The organism is Paenibacillus agaridevorans (assembly GCF_018604145.1).
Taxonomy (GTDB): Bacteria; Bacillota; Bacilli; order Paenibacillales; family Paenibacillaceae; genus Pristimantibacillus; species Pristimantibacillus agaridevorans.
Genome location: NZ_CP075889.1, coordinates 1,974,361 through 1,994,926, shown reverse-complemented (window position 1 = coordinate 1,994,926; position 20,566 = coordinate 1,974,361). Strand labels below are relative to the sequence as shown.

Annotated in this window: 14 protein-coding genes; all 14 read right to left on the bottom strand. The window is 51.4% G+C overall.

Annotated features, from left to right (window positions below; all coding sequences use genetic code 11):
- Window positions 1–13: 13 nt before the first annotated feature.
- The 14 genes from KJW29_RS08065 to KJW29_RS08000 all read right to left on the bottom strand — a co-directional run bounded on the left by KJW29_RS08065 (window position 14) and on the right by KJW29_RS08000 (window position 20,481).
- A complete protein-coding gene (locus tag KJW29_RS08065) occupies window positions 14–949 on the bottom strand; it encodes an ABC transporter permease (protein WP_214629365.1) in 936 nt (311 codons plus the stop codon).
- Window positions 942–1,874 (bottom strand): ABC transporter ATP-binding protein, encoded by a 933-nt coding sequence (locus KJW29_RS08060; protein WP_214631041.1) that lies wholly within the window; start codon window positions 1,872–1,874, stop codon window positions 942–944. The genes KJW29_RS08065 and KJW29_RS08060 overlap by 8 nt, the downstream gene beginning before the upstream one ends.
- An 80-nt stretch (window positions 1,875–1,954) precedes the next feature.
- Entirely contained in the window at window positions 1,955–4,342 is a 2,388-nt protein-coding gene (locus KJW29_RS08055) for a DUF8725 domain-containing protein (protein WP_214629364.1), read from the bottom strand.
- 214 nt (window positions 4,343–4,556) lie between these two features.
- Window positions 4,557–4,943: a DUF3889 domain-containing protein gene (locus KJW29_RS08050; RefSeq protein ID WP_187100151.1), complete on the bottom strand. Its 387-nt coding sequence runs from the start codon at window positions 4,941–4,943 to the stop codon at window positions 4,557–4,559.
- Window positions 4,944–5,909: 966 nt separating this feature from the next.
- Window positions 5,910–8,951, bottom strand: coding sequence for an efflux RND transporter permease subunit (locus tag KJW29_RS08045; protein ID WP_214629363.1), 3,042 nt, complete (start codon window positions 8,949–8,951; stop codon window positions 5,910–5,912).
- A 24-nt stretch (window positions 8,952–8,975) separates the two neighbouring features.
- Window positions 8,976–9,665 (bottom strand): response regulator transcription factor, encoded by a 690-nt coding sequence (locus tag KJW29_RS08040; RefSeq protein ID WP_214629362.1) that lies wholly within the window; start codon window positions 9,663–9,665, stop codon window positions 8,976–8,978.
- Window positions 9,662–11,143, bottom strand: coding sequence for a sensor histidine kinase (locus KJW29_RS08035; protein ID WP_214629361.1), 1,482 nt, complete (start codon window positions 11,141–11,143; stop codon window positions 9,662–9,664). The genes KJW29_RS08040 and KJW29_RS08035 overlap by 4 nt, the downstream gene beginning before the upstream one ends.
- A gap of 108 nt (window positions 11,144–11,251) precedes the next feature.
- Window positions 11,252–11,815, bottom strand: a complete 564-nt coding sequence (lepB, locus tag KJW29_RS08030; RefSeq protein ID WP_246608637.1) for a signal peptidase I — start codon at window positions 11,813–11,815, stop codon at window positions 11,252–11,254.
- Window positions 11,816–12,006: 191 nt separating this feature from the next.
- Entirely contained in the window at window positions 12,007–13,152 is a 1,146-nt protein-coding gene (locus tag KJW29_RS08025; RefSeq protein WP_214629359.1) for a family 8 glycosyl hydrolase, read from the bottom strand.
- 56 nt (window positions 13,153–13,208) lie between these two features.
- Window positions 13,209–14,147 carry a carbohydrate ABC transporter permease gene (locus tag KJW29_RS08020; RefSeq protein ID WP_087570880.1) on the bottom strand — a complete coding sequence of 313 codons (939 nt, stop codon included), beginning with the start codon at window positions 14,145–14,147 and terminating at the stop codon, window positions 13,209–13,211.
- A gap of 14 nt (window positions 14,148–14,161) precedes the next feature.
- Window positions 14,162–15,130: an ABC transporter permease gene (locus KJW29_RS08015; RefSeq protein ID WP_214629358.1), complete on the bottom strand. Its 969-nt coding sequence runs from the start codon at window positions 15,128–15,130 to the stop codon at window positions 14,162–14,164.
- A 110-nt stretch (window positions 15,131–15,240) separates the two neighbouring features.
- Entirely contained in the window at window positions 15,241–16,944 is a 1,704-nt protein-coding gene (locus KJW29_RS08010; RefSeq protein WP_214629357.1) for a type 2 periplasmic-binding domain-containing protein, read from the bottom strand.
- 142 nt (window positions 16,945–17,086) lie between these two features.
- Window positions 17,087–18,892, bottom strand: a complete 1,806-nt coding sequence (locus tag KJW29_RS08005; RefSeq protein WP_214629356.1) for a sensor histidine kinase — start codon at window positions 18,890–18,892, stop codon at window positions 17,087–17,089.
- Window positions 18,893–18,912: 20 nt separating this feature from the next.
- Window positions 18,913–20,481 carry a response regulator gene (locus KJW29_RS08000; protein WP_214629355.1) on the bottom strand — a complete coding sequence of 523 codons (1,569 nt, stop codon included), beginning with the start codon at window positions 20,479–20,481 and terminating at the stop codon, window positions 18,913–18,915.
- Window positions 20,482–20,566 lie beyond the last annotated feature (85 nt).

Here is a 20,566-nt window from a genome sequence, read left to right as displayed (position 1 = left end):
CCTTCGCCCTGGCTTACTTACGTTCGGTTCTCCCCCTCAGCCGAGGGCGCAAATTGCGGATTGCCATCCAATTCGCGAAGATTGCTAGAACGCCGAATACAATCATAAATTCTTGCCACAAAGCCATCGGCGCGCCTTTCGGCTGCGTGTTCCCGCTCCAGCGGTTGACCATGAACGCCTGATCGGAAATGGAAGGGTCAAGAATGCTGTACAAGGCGCCTACAGGATTCAGCGCGATAATATGGCCGACCCAAGAATAGGAGGTAGTAGCCGAGATCGTTCCCGCTGCGCGAGCCTGATCCATGACGCTTTGCATGACGAAGAACAAAATAGCTGTTCCCGCGAACATAAACAACGTCACGCCATAGGTGGAGATTACCGATATCATCGTACGTTTTAACAGGGTCGAGAACAAAACGCCGAACGAACCCAGCACAATCATCATAAACAAGTAGAAAACAAATACGAGCACAAGCTGCTTCGGCGAAACACCGCCATAGAGAAACATCATGCTGTAAACGGGTACCGTAGCAAACACGATGAGAATCATAAAGCTTAAGGATGACACCAGCTTGCTGAGTACGATCGTTGCGGAGCTTTGCTGCGTCGTGAGCAGTAAATTCAGCGTCTGCTTCTCCCTTTCGCCGCTAATGACGCCTGCCGTCAGACCTGGCGCCATAAAGGCAATCAAACCAAGCTGCGCCATGCTCAGAAAATAGAACAATATCTTGCTTTGCTCGGGATTGAAGGCCGCGCCTCTACCCGACATTCCTTGCGTCAAGTAGATGGCGCTCAGCGACATAAGTCCGAGAGCGAATAAGTAGAAAAACAGCGTCCACATGGCACGCGGCGTGCGCATGCGAAGCCGGAACTCTTTGTCGAGCACCGGGTTGATCAGCTTCGAACGCCAATTGAATTTGTTTCTTCCGGCAGCGGCATGTTCATTCATCGGCGGCTCCCCCTCTCGTAATTTCCAGGAACACGTCCTCAAGATTCGTCTGCGCCTCGCTAAAGGATACGATACGGAAGCCCTGCCCCATCAGTCCGGACAACAGCTCCGCCTGATCGGAGTCATCGCCGCCGTAATGGATTCCAATGCCGCGATCGTCGCGCAGCAGTTTATTGACAAATGGCTGCTCTTCCAAGTATGATTCGGCTTCCTCCAGACGGTCAAGCAATCGGATATGCAGAATTCGTTTAACGCGCAGCCGGCTCTGAATATCGGCTACATTGCCTACCGCAACCATTTGACCGTGCTCGATGACGCCGATTTCGTCTACCATCTCCGCCAGCTCGGGCAGAATATGAGAGGAAATAATAATCGTTTTGCCCATCGACTTCAGTTCCTTCAATATTTCCCTCATCTCGATCCGGGCGCGGGGATCTAGGCCGGATGCGGGTTCATCGAGAATAAGCAGATCCGGATCATGTACGAGACATCTGGCTAGGCACAGTCTTTGTTTCATCCCTCTGGACAAGCTGTCCACGTAAGCATCCCGTTTGTCCGTCAGGTTTACAAGCTCCAGCAACTGCGGGATGAGCGCCTCGCGCTCCGCCTTCGGAATGCCATAGCTCGCTCCATAGAAATGCAAGTATTCAACGGCTTTAAACTGGTCGTACACGCCAAAAAAGTCCGGCATATAACCGATTCGTTTGCGAACCTCGTGAGGATGTTTGGTGACGTCGAAGCCGTCTACTTTAGCCACGCCTGCGGAGGGCGCCAGCAGCGTCGCGAGGATGGACATCGTCGTCGATTTGCCCGCGCCGTTGGGACCGACGAATCCGAATACGGTTCCTCTACCGATCGTGAGATCAATGCCTTTCAACGCATGGAAGTTGCCGAAGGACCTCGCTAGCCCGCGTATTTCGATCATCGGAGTTGCAGCGGCTTCCACAGCCATATAGGCTCCGCTCTCTGCTTCATTCTCGTATACAATAGTTGCCTTGTCTTCGCTCATGGCTGCAAAACCTCTCCTTCCAACGTCAGCTGCGGCAACCAGATCATGCCTTCCGATGTACTGACCATCTTGAGACGTATTGATTGCGCGGGAGTCAGGTAAGCAGCCGGCGCTTCCAGGCTGCCGCCAAGCTCGACCCATTGGCCAGTCGATTCCTGCCAGATGCTCCACACCGCGTTTGGATTGCTGTTTCCATTTACGAAATTAATATCCAGCTTGTCGTAGGCGACTCCATATCCGTTCGGCAACAAATATTCCATCTCCATCTCTCCCGCGCTGATTTGCATCGTTCCATCGCCATATGAGCTGTAGCTTTGAATCGTATTCGAGGTCATAATGGGCGACATGGCTCCTGCAGGGACGTGCACCCGCCCGCCAGTCTGGATAACGGGCTCCAGCTCCTTGATCCACATACGTAAATTATCGGATTGGACTTTGGCGCCGTCGACCAAGTATTGGCTCGCATGGTCTTCGCTGAAACCTACGATAACGGGTTGTTGTGCCTGCAGCACTCCGTTATTAAATCGATTGAAGTACATGTCAAGCAGCTCGCGTTGTCTGCGATGCTCATCGACTTGCCTGTTATTCGTTGGATGCGGGAACACGCTTCCGCCGTAATAAAAGTAGCCTTGAGCGGGCATGGACGGCATTACGGCTTCGCCGCTTTCCCCTTTCTTCAGATCGCCAATCGACGTTGAAGATCCTTGCGCAAGCAGATAGACGTCGGTCAAATCAACCGTCGTATTGTTGGTGACGATGGCTTTGGAAGTGCCGTTGTCATCCTTGTAGCTCACATCCAGAGTACCTGTCTCTTCTGCAGCGGCTGCTTGCCGATCTGTCCAAAGCTTGCGAGTGGACCAGTACGGAACGCCCTTCCAGACGGCCTTTGTCTCCGCGTTGCCACTCCATAATTGATAATGCCCGTTCGAATTGAGGCCGTTTCTCATTCCGTTATCGCCATAGAAGCGAATAGGTTTTGCTTCGTCGAACAACGCCGTAACGGTGCCGCCGGCCGGAGTAAAGATGCCTGTGCCTCCCGATATGACGGCATGCCCGTCACCGGATATTTCTACGATCTCCACCGTATGCGACATTACGGACCGCTTATCGCCGGAGCCGATGAAGAATACCGTGACCCCCATGACGATCGATAATACCGGGATGAGCCACCATGCCCATTCTCTGCGATCGGCTTTCGCGAGCACGATATACAACATAGGCGCAATTACTAATATATAAATACCTAACATAGCAATAAGCAGCAGCAGCTCGGGTTGTTTAATGGATGGGAACAAATCGAGAATATTGTTTAGCTGCCAATATTGATTCAAATATCCGCCTGATCCCATTGCCGCATTCACAGATGTCGGCATTAAGGTGTCGCTAAGAAGCTTGGCCCACAACAATGAGCTTCCCGCCCACGAAGCCATCGGCTCCAGGGAAGGATCAAATGCCGCGTATACGACTTGTCCGAAGCCTTGTTCGGCGGACACAGCGAGCGGCACCTCGCCTTCAACAACGATAGCCGTGCCGCGGACGGCTTTGCCAATTGATACCGTAAGACCATTCGGCAGCGCCAGACTCTCCCCGCCAGCCGACTCCAGAGCCAGGGCGCTTGTTAATTGCGAAGTGCCCCCCGCTGCCACAGGCGCCAGCTCGGCAAATGCTCTTGACGTTTGTTCATAGCCGGCGCCGCCGGAGAGGACTAACGTTCCTCCTCGAATGACCCAATCCCGAATCGCCTGGACCCGGCTCTCGCTCCAGTCTCCCGTGGGGATATCGTTGATAACGATAACGTCCAGCGAATCCAGCAGCTCCGTTTCGTCCGGCAAGTCTTCGGGTTTAAGCGGATATACGGCGATATCGTACCCTTTCTGATTCAACTGCGGCATAAAATTAAAGGTATCCGGATCTCGCGATACAACTCCGATCATGTAGCTTAGCGAATTGCGGGAATCAAGATATCCTCTCTCGCCAAGCTGTTTCCCCGTGCCTTTGTCATTGTAGCCACCCTCGTAGAAGGCGATTCGGTTGCTGTCTTTGTTCATAATGACGCCCGGCACGCCAACAGTCACTTGCACCGGCGATCCCGGCGGAAGTTCCAGCGGAACGACGGAATTCGTCGTGACATTATCTCCGTTAATGTAGGATAATACGAGATCGCCTTTCAACGTATCTTCTGTATCGTTTGTCAAGATTAGTCTGGCCGGATACCAGCGACCGTCTTTGTAGCTGCCTTGATAGCCGATCGTGGACTGAAGACTAATCCCGGATTCCTCGCCATCCGCATGGACTGCGAGCGCCGGCCAAGCCAGCAGGAATACAATTAGGGCCAACGCTGCTCTCGCAATGAATGGCTGTCGATATGTACGTTCTCCTCTCACGCCTCTTCCCCTTTTCTTTCAACATTCATTTAAAAGTATGCCTTGCCTCTTTCTATTGTAACGGTTTTTAACGCCATAAAGTTGCTATTTCTTCCAAATATGAAAGTTAGATAAGTCGCAACTTATAGAGGAATAGAAATTAAAAAAACAGCGTATTCATTCAACGCTTCAGGAATAGCTTATCCTGGCTTTGAATAGATCGCTGTTTCTGTCTTTAATACGTTAGCTCTTCGAATTTCACGCCGCGTGAAGTATCCGTCGCGACTTCTACCGATACGGTAACCCGGACGCCGAACTCCCGACCGCTCTGATTGAGCCATAGCCGGAATTTTTCTTCGACTATCCCTTGGCCAAGCTGACTTCGCCCCTCGTATTTGTAGTCGACGATGGCGGCTCCGTTATACGCCTTTGCCGTTTCTTGCACGGCTAACCTCCCCCACTTGGCATAAGCGGGCGCAGCTGCCTGCACAATAGCCGAGTTCTCCTTACCGGATGAGGAAGCATGCAGCAATAGTGGATCGTGGTGCAATGCCGTAACGGATTCGCCTTGAGCGAGACTCATGAGGAGAAGAATGGTTTTCACCACTACATTCCGAAGCACTGTGTTTCACCCCGCCTTCTGCCCGCTTCTTGCGGGCAGTTGTCAGCTTACCCCTTTCTGCGGAAATTTATGCGCAGAACTCCCATTTCCAAACGATTCAATGTATTTTGCATAAACGATCTTCGCGCCATCCATCACCAAATGGACGCGGCCCTCTAACCAGAAGCAAACGTTTGCTAAGTGAGTGCAGGCTTAGTGTCTGTAGAGCAATGGGCATCAGTAGGACGTCGTATGGAGGGAGAGACGTTTAAAGCGGGATAGTCGACATCTGTACGATGATTGTGAGTGCATTGTGAATGCTGCCACTCAAGAAGAAAGAAGATGTTAAAGGAAAATCACCCTCTAATTTTGCTTTTAAACCAGATTTTCCGACTTTAAGGGGATTAACGCCCTCAATTCTCGATCCAATTGGCATTTCCCCATCATTATGATTGAATTAGTGGGAGGATTTCCCTTTAATGCTTCGAAGAGAGATGAATAGCTTATATTAAATGGAGTTTTTCCCCTTATTAAATACAAAGCTATTGATACTTTTTACATCGAGGAACACGGTTACTTTTTACCACAAGGAGCGTCCCTACCTCTATTCCATTTGTTTTTACATTTGTTTTTACAGTTTAATTCACTTCATTATTTCACAGTTTATTTTGGTTGAGCAAGGGGCAGAACAGGTGAGTATCGTTTTCGAATGAAGTTTTTATACTTCATCGGCTACTCGAGCCACCCATACGGCTAACGAAGCTTAGTTTTATGCTTCATTGGCTCCTTAAGCCAGCCATGTGGCAAATTGAAGTATAGTTTTATGCTTCATCAAAGGACAAAAGGTGCCGCTAAGATCTGTTAGATTTTTCAATCGTTTTCATCTAAAAAAAAACTTGCTTACTTACTTCCCCAAGTCTTGAGATTGCAAAATTTCAAAATTAAAAACAGTCCCGCAAATGATTCACTCGCGGGACTGCTCGAAATTTATTTTGCTATAGCTGCTTTTCCTTTTTTTGCTTTTTTGCGATTCAGCACCTCGTAAACGATTGGTACGATGATCAACGTGAGCAGCGTCGAGCTGATCAAACCGCCGATTACCGTCACCGCCATCCCCTTAGAGATGAGACCGCCGGACTCGAAGCCGAGTGCCAATGGAAGCAAAGCGCCTACCGTTGCGATCGCCGTCATCAAGATCGGGCGAAGGCGCGTAACGCCAGCCTCCAGAAGCGCTTCGCGCACGGACAAGCCCTCCCGCTCCTTGTGAATAACACGGTCGATCAATACGATCGCGTTCGTTACGACGATGCCGATCAGCATCAATGCGCCGATCATGGCCGTTGCGCTGAGCGTCTCTCCGGCGATCCACAAGGCGACCAGGCCGCCGATAATGGTAAACGGCAAGGAGAACAGAATCGTAAGCGGAGTCAGTCCGCCGCCGAAAGTTAATACAAGCACCAGGTACACGATGGCAATCGCAGCGAGCATCGCGAGGCCCAGTTGGGTGAACGTTTCGTTAATTTGTTCCGTTACGCCCCCCATTGTAATCTCGATGTTGCCAGGAAGCTCCATGTTGTCGATTGTCTTCTGAATGTCCTTCGAGACGGCGCCGACATCGGAGGAAGCTACCTGAGCGGATACTTCCGTGTAGACACGATCGTTGAGACGCGTAATTGTATTTGGAGATTCGCCCTCTTCAATCGTAACGACATCTTTAAGGGCGACTTCCGTTCCCATTGGCGTCATAATGGATACATTTTCAAGATCGGACAAGCTGGCGTACGTTTTCTCTTCCGTTTTTACATAGATATTAACATCCTCGCCGTCGACCTCGATCGTCGTCAGCACCGGATTGCTCCGCACGGGGCTAAGCGCCATGGCAACCTGACCTGCTGTCAATCCATGCTGGCTCAGCTTGTCACGGTCGGCGACGATACGGTATTGCTCGTACGTCTGCGCCAGACTGGAGTCGATTTTCGTCAACTCGTCATTTTCTTGCAACTTCGCGACCAGCTCGCTTACGACGGGCTCCAGCGCCTTCATGTCGGGACCGAATACTTGCATGGTTACGCCGGATCCACCGAGTCCGCCGCCGGTGAAGTCTTGCTCCTTCCACTCGCCTTGTCCGCCGAGCTCTTGCAGCATGGGAAGGATTTTTGCTTTCTCTTCGGAGAAGTTTGGGAAATCCTTATCGTAATTAATATTGAACAATGCTTGTTTGGACGCGCCCGGATTCATCGGATTTGCTCCGCCGACCGCATATTGCAGCACCTTGACGCCTTCGCGCTTCTCAGGCACAAGGAGCGCTTCCGCCTTAAGAGCCATCTCTTCCACTTGCTCTCTTGTTTCGCCAGGAGCCGGGTTGTAAGTAATGATTACAGCTTTTTGTTCGTCGGCTGGCAGGAAGCTGGTGCCAATGACGGGAACAAGCGCGAAGCTGCCCACAAGCAGTAGAACCGCGACGCCGAATGTGATCAATTTGTGGTTAAGCGACCAGTTCAATACGCCTTTGTACCACAACGCAAGACGACCAGGCTTATCTTCGTGTCTTTGCTCAGGCTTTAGACCATTGCGGAACATCATATGGGCCATCATAGGCACGACCGTGATCGCAACGATGAGGGATGCGACCAGCGCGAACACGACGGTAAGCGCGAACGGCATAAATACTTCGCCGACCATGCCGGACACGAAGCCCAGCGGCAGGAATACCGCTACCGTTACGATTGTCGATGCCATGATCGGAACGAACATCTCGCGAGTCGCATCCGCGATAAGCGCCTTGCCGCTCAGCTTCTCGCCGGCAAGCGACATACGCCTGTAAATATTCTCGATGACGACAATGGAGTCGTCGATAACCCGGCCAATGGCGACGGTAATTGCGCCGAGAGTCATAATGTTAAGCGTAATGTCCATCTGTTTCAGAACAAGCATCGCCATCAGGATAGACAGCGGAATAGATACGACGGAGATAATCGTCGAACGAATGTTGCGCAGGAACAGCAGGATGATGACGATAGCGGCAAGCGCTCCGATAATCGCTTTGCTCAGCATCGTGTGAACCGACTCTTCGATCGGCTCGCCTTGGTCGAAGGAATGCTCCACTGTCATTCCATCGGTGTCCGCCTGTATAGCTGACATCTCATCCTTCACCAGATTGACGACGTCAACCGTATTGGCATCCGCCGATTTGACGATGCTGACGCCAATGGCATCTTTGCCGTTCGTACGGGAGATCGATTCCGCCTTGTCCACGACAGTCAAGTCGGCTACATCGCTGAGCTTAACGCCAGGTACAATGATCAGATTGCGAAGATCATCCTCGCTTACGATATTACCGTCGACCAAGACGGATTTCTCGGATTCGCCGAATTCGAAAATGCCGAGAGGGACGGACATGGCGGAAGCTTGAATAATACCTTTGATCATATCTTCGGTCATGCCGATCTGGGCGAGAGCTTCCGGCTTGAAGGCAAGCTGGCCTTCCACCACGTTTTGTCCGGAGATCTGCACATCGGCAACGCCCTCAAGACCTTGAAGCTTTGGAATGACGCTTTCGTTCACCTGTTTGGTCAGCTGGGCCAAATCCAGCGAATCGTTGGAGATACTAAGCGACAGTACGGGGAATGCGTTGAGGCTGATTCGGGATACGGACGGCGACTGTACGCCTTCCGGGAACCCGATCTCCCCTAGCAGGCTTTTTACCTCTTGCTCCGCTTCGTCCATGTTCGTCTCGTAATTAAATTCGATTACGACGGACGATGCGTTCTCGAACGACGTCGATGATACGTTGTTTACGCCGGACATGTTCCGCGTACGCTGCTCGATCGGCTTCGTTATCTTGTCCATTACTTCTTCCGGCGCTGCTCCCGGATATACAGTCGTGACGCTGACGATCGGTATCGTAATGTCCGGAATCGTCTCCATCTTCATGCTGGTACCGGCCTGCAAGCCTGCGAACAACACGATAAGCGTGATGATCCATAATGCGAATTTGTTGTTCAGCGAAAATTGAATAATACTCTTCAACGTCTCCCACTCCTCTGTCTATCGTCAAATCTTGAATCTATAACCAACGCCCCATATCGTCTCGATATATTGCGGGTTGGACGGATCATGTTCGATCTTCTCGCGAAGTCTGCGGATATGGACGGTTACCGTAGCGGCATCGCCGTTCGAATCCAGTCCCCATATGCGCTCGAACAGTTCTTCTTTCTCGAAAACGCGGTTGGGATGCGATGCAAGAAGCAGCAACAGCTCGTATTCCTTGGAGGTCAGCATGGTCTCTTTCTCATGGATGGTGACTCTGCGAGCCGACTTATCGATCAGCAGGCCTCTTATCTGTACGATATTGCCAGGATTGATTTTATCCCCGGTAAGCCTGTCGAACCTGGCGAGATGCGCTTTGACCCTGGCTACAAGCTCGCTTGGGCTGAAAGGTTTCGTTATATAATCATCTGCCCCTAGTCCAAGACCTCGGATCTTGTCGATATCTTCCTTTTTTGACGTGACCATCAGGATAGGCATATTATGTTTGCCGCGAATTTGACGACAGATCTCGTAGCCGTCAACCTTTGGCAGCATGACGTCCAGGATGATAAGATCATGACCGCCTTCCAATGCTCGCTGCAGCCCGACATCGCCGCGGCTTTCGATCTCTACCGAATAGCCGTGGCTTTCCAGATAATCTCTTTCCAATTCGGCAATGGACTTCTCGTCTTCAATAATCAGGATGTTTTTCATATTTCGTTCACCGCCTTTATTGCTGGCAGCTTCAGGCAAAATATCGCTCCGCCCTCCGCCGCGTTCTCAGCCCATACTGTGCCTCCGTGTCCTTCTACGATCTGCTTTACGATGGCTAGTCCAAGCCCGTTGCCTCCTGTCTCGGAATTACGGGATTGCTCCGCGCGGTAGAAACCTTCGAATATATGAGGCAAATCCTCTTCTTCGATTCCCGGACCCGTGTCCTGGAAGGTGATAAGGGCATCTCCTTCGGACTTTTGTACCGTAACGACGATAGTAGCCTCACTCCGTTCGGACTGCTGATTCATATACTTGATTCCATTGGACAAGATGTTGGCGAACACCCGGTTCAACTTGTCCGGATCGGCGGCCACAAGCAGTCCCGCATGCATCGCATTATTATGAAGCTGAAGCACGATGCCATCCTTCTCGAGCTCGAAACGCTGCTCCTCGAGATAGTCATCCACGTATCTCGCGATATCCACCGTCTTGAAGTCGTAAACCACCTTCTGCAAATCCAGTTTGGAGAACAGGAACAGCTCGTCGATCAAGTGATCCATCTCCGACGCTTTGCGGTAGATCGTGCCCATATACCGGTTTCGCTTTTCATCCGTATTGGCGATTCCATCCATGATCCCTTCGACATATCCTTTAATTGCGGATATCGGCGTTTTTAGATCATGCGAAATATGGGATAGCAGCAGCTTGCGGTTCTCTTCATATTGAAGGCTTTGGTCAATGGAATGCTTTAGCCTCGCCCGCATTTCTTCGAAGGCGGCACCAAGCTGGGCCACTTCGTCTCCGCTGCCCGCTTTCTTCTTGAACATTCTTCTTCTGGGAGAGACCGGCTCTGCCAGATTGCCTTCCTTGATCTGCAGTGCTGCAGACCGGAGCGACTGAAGCGGCTTGATAATGCTTCGGGATACGAAGTAGGTGAGCAGCATGCTTGACAGCACGATCGACAACAACATAAGGATCATCGTCAGGGGATGCCAGAAGAACGGAATTTGTTCTACCCGATAGAGCAACAGCGCCTTTCCTTCTCCCCCATCCGGGTATTGAAAGTCGAGCTCATGAGATGTAAACCGATAATTGTGGAAAAATAATCTTTCGTTAGGCTCATCCGCAAGTTTTTGCCAATCCTCTCCTTCCGATAACGAGCTCAGAAAGGGAGAAACATCGGTAACCTTGTCATTCTTGGAAATAATGAGGCCCGCCCACTGCTCGCTAAGCCGCTCCTGCAGATCCGTCAGGAAGTCCGGATTCTGAAGCTGACCCGTGTCTTCCCGAAGCACGTACATGAGTTCACCATAAACTAAGGCCTGGTTGAAATTCTCGTCTTGCTTCACCTCTGTCAGATCCCTAATGTCCTGCTTGCCGCTGCTGGCGAATATGATCATGATGAACAATATTAACAGGATGACCGGGACGACGGCCATCGCCAGATAAGACATATACAGTTTCAAGCGAATGGACATGCATCACGCTCCGTTCCCCAGTTAGGATGTTTCATCTATCGTTTATCATAAAGGTTAATTCTAAACGAAATTGTAATCAAATATTACAAATTTATTACGTTACGAATGTTATTTCAAACTGCCGATCCGGTCGACCGGCCAAATTCGGAACACCGCCTTGCCCTCCAAGCTGGATAGGGCGACAGGTCCGAAGTCGCGGCTGTCCTGGCTTCTTTCGCGATTATCGCCTAATGCAAGCACATGTCCGGCAGGAACGACGAAGGGTACATCCAGACTACCTGGGAACGTTTCGCCTTTCGCGTAAGGCTCCTCAAGCCTGATTCCGTCCACGAATACATCTCCATCAGCGATGTCAACCGTTTGACCTTCCAGCGCGATGACTCTCTTCACTAGACGAAGCTCATGCTCCGGTCCGTTAATGATGACGATATCTCCTTGCTTCGGCTCGCTGACCCGGTACGACCACTTATCTTCGATCAGCCGTTCTCCTTCGACGAGCGTATTTTGCATGGACACGTTATGTACTTCCGTCTGGGCATAAGCGTATGTCTGAAACAACATGGCCAAAGTAATCGCAATGCCTAACGATAAAGTCCAGTCTCTCAGCTCTTTCATCCCATTGCTCGTCCACCCGCGTTTTCCGGATTCGAGCTTTTCCTTGTTATTTTCCATTAGCATGTCTCTCCTCAAGTTTCGAATGATTGCGCGATACGGCGAATATGCCCAAAACCTATACGTTATACGAAAGTCGTTGGCGAAAGTTTCCTGTTCTTGCCGGTCTATCGTTTAGATATGACAAAAAAACAGTCCCGGGCAAGATAATTACAAGCCGGAGACTGCTTATTTCAATTTCATAAAATTTGTTAATTTCCTTTAGGAAACCAAATTCGGTATCGACCGCTTAGCGCCAGCATCGCGAACAGATACAAACAATTGTCGTAATAGCGGCGGTCGCCCGTTCTTACGGAAGTTTCCCACAGAAGCCTGACGTTGTCCTCGGCATGCGGTCCGTCCGCGGCAAGCGAAGCTGCGGCATTGGAGGCCAGCAAGCCGACGGGATGCAACGCCTTCTCCTCGAAAGGTTCTCCGTTAATCCGGTACCTGCGGTAATCCTCCGGCCGTTTGTCTGCGAAGAAGGTCTGTATGCGATTTGCAAGACTCCGCTGCCTCTCGTCCTTTCGGAACCACTCCCAGTCCAAACCGATATTCGCCGCGACGCGGTAAGCATCGCTAAAAAAATGTCCATAGCCGCGCGTATCGTTCGGCGTTCCGTCATAATAGGCATACTCCGGCGTCAGTCCCGTTTCGGGATGACTCGCAAGCTGGATATAATCGCGGCTTGCCGAAGCAGCTTCCTCCCAGAAGCTTCGGTCTTCGGGGAAAGCCCATAACGCGAACAGCTCGTAAAAGTGGGGCAAATGATAGGATGGATCCGAGAACTCGACCTCCGGCACGAACTTGATCAACTTGTTGTCTTGGTTCCACATCGGATACCCGGTTCCGTCTTCGCCTTGATGGATGCATGTGCGCAGCAGATCGCGCGCCTGCTTCCCGTAATCATAAGGAGCTTCGCCATCCCCCCATCGATGGGATGCGAACAGCAGCGCCAGAGCGAAAAATTCTTCCCCATCAGGCGCCGGCCCGTTCGACAATCGCGTCCCGTCGGGCTTGCAGGACCAGGCGAAATACCCCTTGTGGACACCTTCCTTCATATACATAAAGGAATACGTCCAATTCCATATTCGGTCAAACAAATCCTTGCGTCCGTATTGCACCGCCATCATCATGCCATATGACATGCCTTCCGATCGCACGTCCAGGTTTCCCGTATCCAGCAAATAGCCTTGCGTCTCGCCCATCGGATAATAGATTCGCGTCTCTTCGTTCTCGCCGAACAGCGCTTCCCAAACATCCGCAAGCCTGTTCTCAATCTCATTCGGCCCATAACCGCATTCATCGAACAAATTGCGGTATTTCCCCGTGTAATAAGCGCCTTGTCGTTCAGTCATCCTGTAGTTCCTCCTGTTCGCGGCTGCCGGATTCCTCATGCAGCCTCACAACCTTGTCAGCCTTTCACGCCGCCCACCATCATGCCTTTTACAAAGTACTTCTGCAGAAACGGATATACCATGATGATCGGGAGAGAAGCGACAATCGTCATTGTGGCGCGTATGGAGAACGGCGTAACCCCCGAGCCTTGCTGGCCTACGTTGGCGAACCCGTCGCTTGCCGATTTCGACGTCATCGATGCGTTGGAATTTTGCAATATTTTCTGCAGTTCGTATTGCAAGGTGCTTAATTCGACATTGGACGAGTTGTACAAAAACACGTCAAACCATTGATTCCATTGATAGACGCCGCTGAAGAGCGCCACGGTTGCCAGCACCGGCGTGCTGAGCGGCAGCACGATGCTGAAGAAGTTGCGGTACTCGCCCGCTCCGTCGATACGGGCAGATTCCAGTATGCTCTCCGGCAGACCTTCTATGAAGGATCGTATGATGATGAGGTTGAATACGCCGATCAAGCCTGGGAAGATATAAACCCAGAAGCTGTCGATCAATCCCAAATCCCGGATAAGCAAGAAGTTCGGGATAAGCCCTCCGTTAATATACATCGTCAGAATGAATGCGATCGTCACGAATTTCCGCAGCACGAACTCTTGTCTGCTTACGGTATACGCCACCATCGCGGAACAGAACACTGTCAGGACGGTGCCGATAACGGTACGCAAGATGGAGATCATCGTGGCGTGGAAGATCGTCGCTTCTCCCAGCACGTATTTGTAATTCTCAATCGTCCATATCCGCGGCAGAAGATAGATGCCTCCGCGAATCGAATCGTTGGCGTTGTTCAGAGACACGGCCAGCGTATTGAGGAACGGGTACAAAGTCACGACCATCAGCAGCGTAAGGAAGATAAAGTTGCCGTATTCGAACATGCGGTCGCCAAGCGACATCGGCCTTCTGCTCCGTTTTTTGAATCCCTTGATTGTCATTCCGGCCATCCGGCTCCCTCCTTCTAATACAATCTGGCTTCGCCCAGCCTCTTCGCGATGTTGTTCGCGGCGAACAAAAGGATGAAGCTGACGATCGTCTTGAACATTCCCGCCGCGATGGAGAGCGAGAAGTTGCTTTGCGCAATGCCGTATTTCAATACGAAAATATCAAGATTCTCAGAAAAGTCGATGTTCATTCCGTTGCCAAGCAAATATTGCGGCTCGAAGCCGGATTCCATCAGGTAGCCGATATTCATAATGAGCAAGACGACGATGACGGGCTTGATGCCCGGAAGCGTCACATGCCACATCCGCTTGAACCGGCCCGCACCGTCCATCTCCGCCGCCTCGTATTGGGCGGGGTCGATCATCGTCATGGCGGCAAGGTAGACGATCGTATTCCAGCCAACGTCCTTCCACACTGTCCCGGCGCCGAAGATGCTCCAGAAATATTCCGGAATGCCAAGGAACAATATTTCCTCCTTGATCCATCCCGCTTTCATCAACAGCTCGTTAATGATGCCATCGGGCGATAAAGTCGTCTGGATGATCCCGGCCGCGACTACCCACGAAATGAAGTGCGGCAAATAACTGACCGTTTGCACCAGTCGCTTGAACGCGACTTGCCTTAGCTCGTTCAACAGGAGCGCCAATGTAATCGCGGTTGCGAATCCCAGCACCAGATTGATGCCGCTCATCGCGAGCGTGTTGCGAAGGACGCGAAGGAAACGTTCGTCTTCGAACAGAAAGCGGAAATGCTGAAGCCCTACCCATTCCTGATCCCAGAAACCAAGCGCCGGCTTGTACTTCTGGAATGCGATCGTCCAACCCCATAGCGGCACGTATTTGAAAATGAACAACCAAATCAGGAACGGGACGGACATGACAATAAGCGGATGTTGTCTGCCTAGTTTAATGAGGAACGATTTGATGCCAGACGGCGGTTTGCTTGGTACCGTCCCAGATGCCAAGCCCGCAGCGTGTTTCTCCATCCTGTCTCTCTCCTTCCGGCTTGCATGGTAATTCGGACGCGCGAGAGGCCGAGCCCGCGCAGCAGGCGTCAGGTCGGCCTCTCCAAGCATCGCCATAAATATCGCCTCGGTTACTTGGCGGCTTCGATCAGCTTCTTCACTTCGGTAGTAACGAACGCCTCGTAATCAGCCGTGTCCAACTTGCCGAATTCGCCCAAATATTCGTTCCAGATGCCTTCGAACTCGGCTGGCTTGGCGAGAACGAGTTTAGGGAAATACTTTTTGACGATTTCCGTCTTCTTCGTTTCATAAATTTGCGGAGCGGAGCCCTGCTCCTTCGGAATGCCCCAAGCCGGAAACCACGGGCGATCGTCCGGAGCGGCGAACATTTCCGCATATGTCTGAGCGCCGTATTTATCCAGAATGACTTTATCCGCATCGGTAAGGTCCATCTGGAATACTTCAGGCTGCAGACCAGGCGCAAAAGCGTTGCCGTTCGCTAGCGTGGAGTTCGTGCCGTATTGCGGCCAGTTCCAATCATAGTATTTGAAGCCGAATTTCTCGCGGAACGCTTCATCGATTTTTTTGATTTGCTCAGCGGTGCGGTAGTACCTTCCGTTTGCATCCACTTCGTAAGTTTCTCCCACAATTCCCCAGCTTTTCAGCGTTTGGTTTTCCTCCGTCAGCAGGTTGTCAAGGTATTTGATGATTCTTTCCGGATCTTTGGCGCTGACGGTAATGCCCATGCCGCGGTTTTTCACGAAGCCCGGAGGATCCAGGTATTGATCCTTCTGCCCGTCGAAGGTAACCGGCAGCGGGAAGTACACGAAGTCGTCTTTGGCCGGATCCGCTTTGGCGGCATCCTTGAGCACGTTCTGCGCGTTGGCGATCTGCCAGCCGTAATCGAAGAATCCGATCACCTTGCCAGAGGACAGCTTCGCCAGATATTGGTCATAATTGTCGACGAACGAAGCTTTGTCGAACAGGCCTTCCGCATTCAATTTATTCAGCTCGGATAGCCATCTTTTGGTCGAGTCCGCAGCGGAATAGGTTTTGGCCTCGAACGTGTTCATGTCCACGATGACCTCGCCGTCGTTCGGGAACCCTTCCAGATGCATCGGCGGGTTGGAGGTCGCGAAGAATCTCCAGTCGTGCGTCAGCGATACGAATCCCGTCAAATCCTCTCCGCTATGCTTGGACGCGTAATCGCGAATCAAATTAAAGTATTCGTCCAGCGTTTTGATTTGCGGATAACCCGCTTCCTTCAACACCCGGCGCTGCACCCAGAACGCGCCTTGGTTAATGTTGGGATCCGGCACGTATTCGCCGACTACGTTGGAGAAGGGCAGGAAATAAATTTTGCCGTCTTCCGCTTTCATCTGATTAAAATAAGGTCCGTATACGCGCTTAATGTTCGGACCATGCTCCTCGATCAAGTCCGTCAGGTCGATAAATGCCCCCGCGCCCAATACCTCGTCGATTGCGGCATCCGGGATCATGACATCCGGATATTTGTTGGAGGCAATCATCGTTCCGATTTTGGTATTTAGATCGCCAACCAAATTTTCGATTTTAAAATTTACGCCGGTCTGATCCTCCAGCATTTTGCCGATCGTCGTTTCGTTCGTATTAATGTCCTTGGCGGCACCGGCGCCATTGAAGTACGTAAATGTCACCTTATCCAGCGGCTTCTCCGTTTCCGTCGCCTGTCCGCCCGCATTGTTTGCCGGCGCTTTGGTCGGTTCCGACTTCGAATTGCCGTCCGAACAAGCCGATGCGACGAGCGAGGTTAACGTAAGTACGCTTACTGCCGATACGAGAAATCGTTTCTTCATCGTGTTGCCCCCTGTACGAATATTTGAAAGCACTTTCATTGTAACTTCGAAGGGGAGCGCTGATGACCCCCATAACTTTAGTTCCTACTATAAAAATCTTAGAAATTTTCGATGCTGAAAACCGAATTTTTTGAACTTGCACTTAGAGGTTCATTTTTCGTGCTACCGGAATTCCGATACGCACGGATGTTCCAAACCCGGCTTCGCTGTCTATGTCGAACTGGAACTCTTGGCCGTAGATGAGCTTAAGCCGATAAATAACATTTTGAACGCCGATTCGCTCGCCAAGCTCCTCCTCCTCCGCCAGATAGGAGCGTATTTTGTCCATCTGCTCCGGTGGCATGCCGCCGCCGTTGTCCTGGATGGAGAAGTGCACCATCCCCTCTTCCGAATAAATGCGAAGATCGATATGGCCGCCTTTTTTCACTTGCTCTACGCCATGAATACAGGCATTTTCGACAAACGGCAAATAAATAAATTTGGGGATAAGCAGCTCTCCGGCAGCTGGGTCAACGTCAAGATCGAAGGTCAGGCGATCGCCGAACCTGTATTGTTGAATTTCCAGGAAGCAATTGACGAACTCCAGCTCCTCTCTGACCGTAACCATATCGCGCTTCCACGTTAAGGCGCTGCGGAACAGCTTGGCCATGTTATGAATGATTTTAGCCGTTTCCGTTTCTTTTTTGATGACGCTCCGCATTCGGATCGTCTCCAGCGCATTAAACAGGAAATGCGGGTTGATCTGGCTCTGCAGCGCGTTCAGCTGCGCCTTGCGCCGCTCCAGCTCCAGGCTCTTCTGCCGGATGTCGGCGACGTATACGTCGTTGATCAGACTCCGGATCTGCAGCGTCATCCGGTTGAATTCGCCCGTCAACTGGCCAATCTCGTCGTTGCTCTCTACCTGATGCATCGTATCGAAATGCTGATTTTTTACCCGCTTCATATAACGGAGAATATTGCCCAGCCTGGCCGTGATGGATCTGGCAATCCAGCCGATAATAAGCGTAGGCACGATTAGATTGATGCCGGACATCCAATACACGAACTCCCGGGACTTTCGCAGCTCGCTGAAAATGTCCTTCTCCGATACGACCGCGATCATCTGCCAATCGCCCAGCAGGCTGCCCGCCGGGTAGCTTGTCCGAAGAAGCACCGAATCCGTCGGAAACCGAAGCTGGTCGAATGGTTGACGAACGGTGAACCAATCCGTTTCCGTATTGTTGGAATAAGCTACTTCGCCTTCTCCGTTAACGAGGTATACATTTCCCTGCACGTTCAGATTGGAGAAGATCGTATGGATCGAAGACATCTTGAGCTCGATTTTGAGCACCTTCTCCCAATTGTTTAACGAGTCAAAATAATTCATTCTTCTCACCAGACTAAATGTGTTCACGGCGACGCCGTCGCCGCTGGCAATCAACAGATCCTCGCGCGGCGAACGAACAAAAGCGGTTGCATTCGATGACGGACCGCCTAATGCAAGGTACCACTCGCTCTCCTTGATCTCGGGAGACAAATACCCGATACCGCCGGAATGCAGCAGCGTCGGGTTGTCGAGATAGATTTTGATATTCTGCACCGAAGCGTAGATCGGCGTGTAGCTGTTCAGTATGCGGCGAAAGTAGGAATCGTAGGCTTCGATATAGTCGGCCGGCCGCTTATATTCGTTCTCCAGCAGCTCGTTCAGCTTGTTGTCGGTAAAAAATCCGGAGGAGACGTTAATCGCGCCGTCCAGCTCCGTCAGCAGTTGATTTTTTATTTGCTCCAGCGCCCGAGTCGTATCTTCCAGATTCTGCCGCTTTACGTTTTCGCTCGTCACCTGATAAAACACGATGTTCGTGATGAGGATGGGCAGGAATACGCAGAAGATGTACACGATCATCATTTTATTGCGAAGCCTGATATGGTGAATGCCGATCTTGTTTCCGTTTAGCCATTTGGCTATCATCGCCATGCTCCTCCTTCTGTTCAGCGCAAGCTGTTGCGATACTCCGTCGGCGTCATGCGCTCGAGCTTCTCGAATTGCGACACGAAGTATTCGGCATTATTGAAGCCGACCCGTTCCGCGATTTCGTAGACGCGAAGATCAGTCAGCCTGAGCAGCCGCTTCGCTTCGCCGACTCTTAGCTGCAGGACGTAGTCGTTGAAATAGGTGCCGTACGTTTTTTTGAAAAGCTGTCCGAGATAGACCGGGTTCATATAATATTTCGCCGCGATCGACTTTAAATTAATGTTCGTGGCAAAGTTTGCGTCAATATAACCTTTTATTTTCTGCACGCCGCCTCCCGCCATCTCCTTGCGTTGACGCGCAGCAAGCTGCGAGCATTCCAGCACGAAGCTTTGGATCAGCGACTTGAGCGTCGCCGCCGTTACGTTGCGGTCATACCAGGAAATCATCGGTTCCCTGTACGTCATTGTCCCTACATCGGCTTCCATGCTTTCCAGCGTCGACAACGCTTCGGATACGAACCGATGAAGGCTGGTCCTCACTGCCTCCGGTACATAACATCGATCCCGGAACTGCAAGAAGATGTCTTCTACCGCCTGCCGGATCGCCGCGTCGTTATTCTCCTCCATGCCTTCCTTAAGACCTTGGAATAACGTATGATCCATGATCATGTACTGCAGAGGCTTGGAGCGCAGCTCCTCATGCAGGAACACGAGTCTCCTCTCGTCCATGTATTTGTACAACATGGCTTCTCTTGCGCTGATATATGCCTCCTTGAGCTCCGACAGATGCGTTACCGGATGGCCGACAAACACGCAGACGGGACTTCCGGCCGCCGATTGCAGTCTGCTCTGCAGCGACTTGGCAAGTCTCTCTATGGTCCAATACTCAGGAAGAGACGCCTCTGCCACGACGACCCCCAATCTCCCCCTATGCTCGTAGGTGTGAAGCGCGGGCATGGAAGGGGCGATCTCCTTCAGCGTCGCAAGCGTGAGCTGCCGCACGTCCAGGACGGATAAGCTGCCCGGGTTTAAAAGTGCTGAATCGCTATCATTTATTTCCACAAACATATAGTATAGGTGACCGACTTTCGGAAGCTCCATCGACGCTCGCCACTGTTCGGCTTCTTCCACAGAACACTCCCCTTTGATTAAAGCTGCGATTCGTTCGCTGCCGAGCCGATGCTGCTGCTGGTTGGCGGCCGCGGCTTCCAGTTCCAGCTTTTCCTTTAGTTCGAGCAGCGTCGCTTCCAGGACCGTCTCGTCGATGGGCTTGAGAATGAAATCGCATACGCCGTATTTGACAGCTTGCTGGGCGTATTTGAATTCATCGTAACCGCTTACAATAATAAACTTTGTCGGCAGTTGATGGACCTGCACCGCTCTCTGAACGAGGGCGAGTCCGTCCATGACAGGCATGCGGATATCCGTAATGACCAGATCCGGCGGATCCTGGACGATCATCTCCAGGGCGTCTTCTCCATTATCGGATTCGCCGCATACGGTAAACCCGCATTTCTCCCAACCGATCAGCTCGTTCAATCCTTGCCTGAAGTACGCTTCATCATCGACAAGCACCACTCGAAACATAGATTCAGCCTCCTTTGCATACCTCTTGTATATTGCCAATGCGGCTCCCTTCCGCTACCATTGGATATCAGAGAGGAGCTTTTCG

Coding starts and splice junctions, on each gene's coding strand:
- KJW29_RS08065 (WP_214629365.1), bottom strand. CDS start 949: ATGAATGAACATGCCGCTGCCGGAAGAAACAAATTCAATTGGCGTTCG.
- KJW29_RS08060 (WP_214631041.1), bottom strand. CDS start 1,874: ATGATCGAAATACGCGGGCTAGCGAGGTCCTTCGGCAACTTCCATGCG.
- KJW29_RS08040 (WP_214629362.1), bottom strand. CDS start 9,665: ATGAAAAACATCCTGATTATTGAAGACGAGAAGTCCATTGCCGAATTG.
- KJW29_RS08035 (WP_214629361.1), bottom strand. CDS start 11,143: ATGTCCATTCGCTTGAAACTGTATATGTCTTATCTGGCGATGGCCGTC.
- lepB (WP_246608637.1), bottom strand. CDS start 11,815: ATGGAAAATAACAAGGAAAAGCTCGAATCCGGAAAACGCGGGTGGACG.
- KJW29_RS08025 (WP_214629359.1), bottom strand. CDS start 13,152: ATGACTGAACGACAAGGCGCTTATTACACGGGGAAATACCGCAATTTG.
- KJW29_RS08020 (WP_087570880.1), bottom strand. CDS start 14,147: ATGGCCGGAATGACAATCAAGGGATTCAAAAAACGGAGCAGAAGGCCG.
- KJW29_RS08015 (WP_214629358.1), bottom strand. CDS start 15,130: ATGGAGAAACACGCTGCGGGCTTGGCATCTGGGACGGTACCAAGCAAA.
- KJW29_RS08010 (WP_214629357.1), bottom strand. CDS start 16,944: ATGAAGAAACGATTTCTCGTATCGGCAGTAAGCGTACTTACGTTAACC.
- KJW29_RS08005 (WP_214629356.1), bottom strand. CDS start 18,892: ATGATAGCCAAATGGCTAAACGGAAACAAGATCGGCATTCACCATATC.
- KJW29_RS08000 (WP_214629355.1), bottom strand. CDS start 20,481: ATGTTTCGAGTGGTGCTTGTCGATGATGAAGCGTACTTCAGGCAAGGA.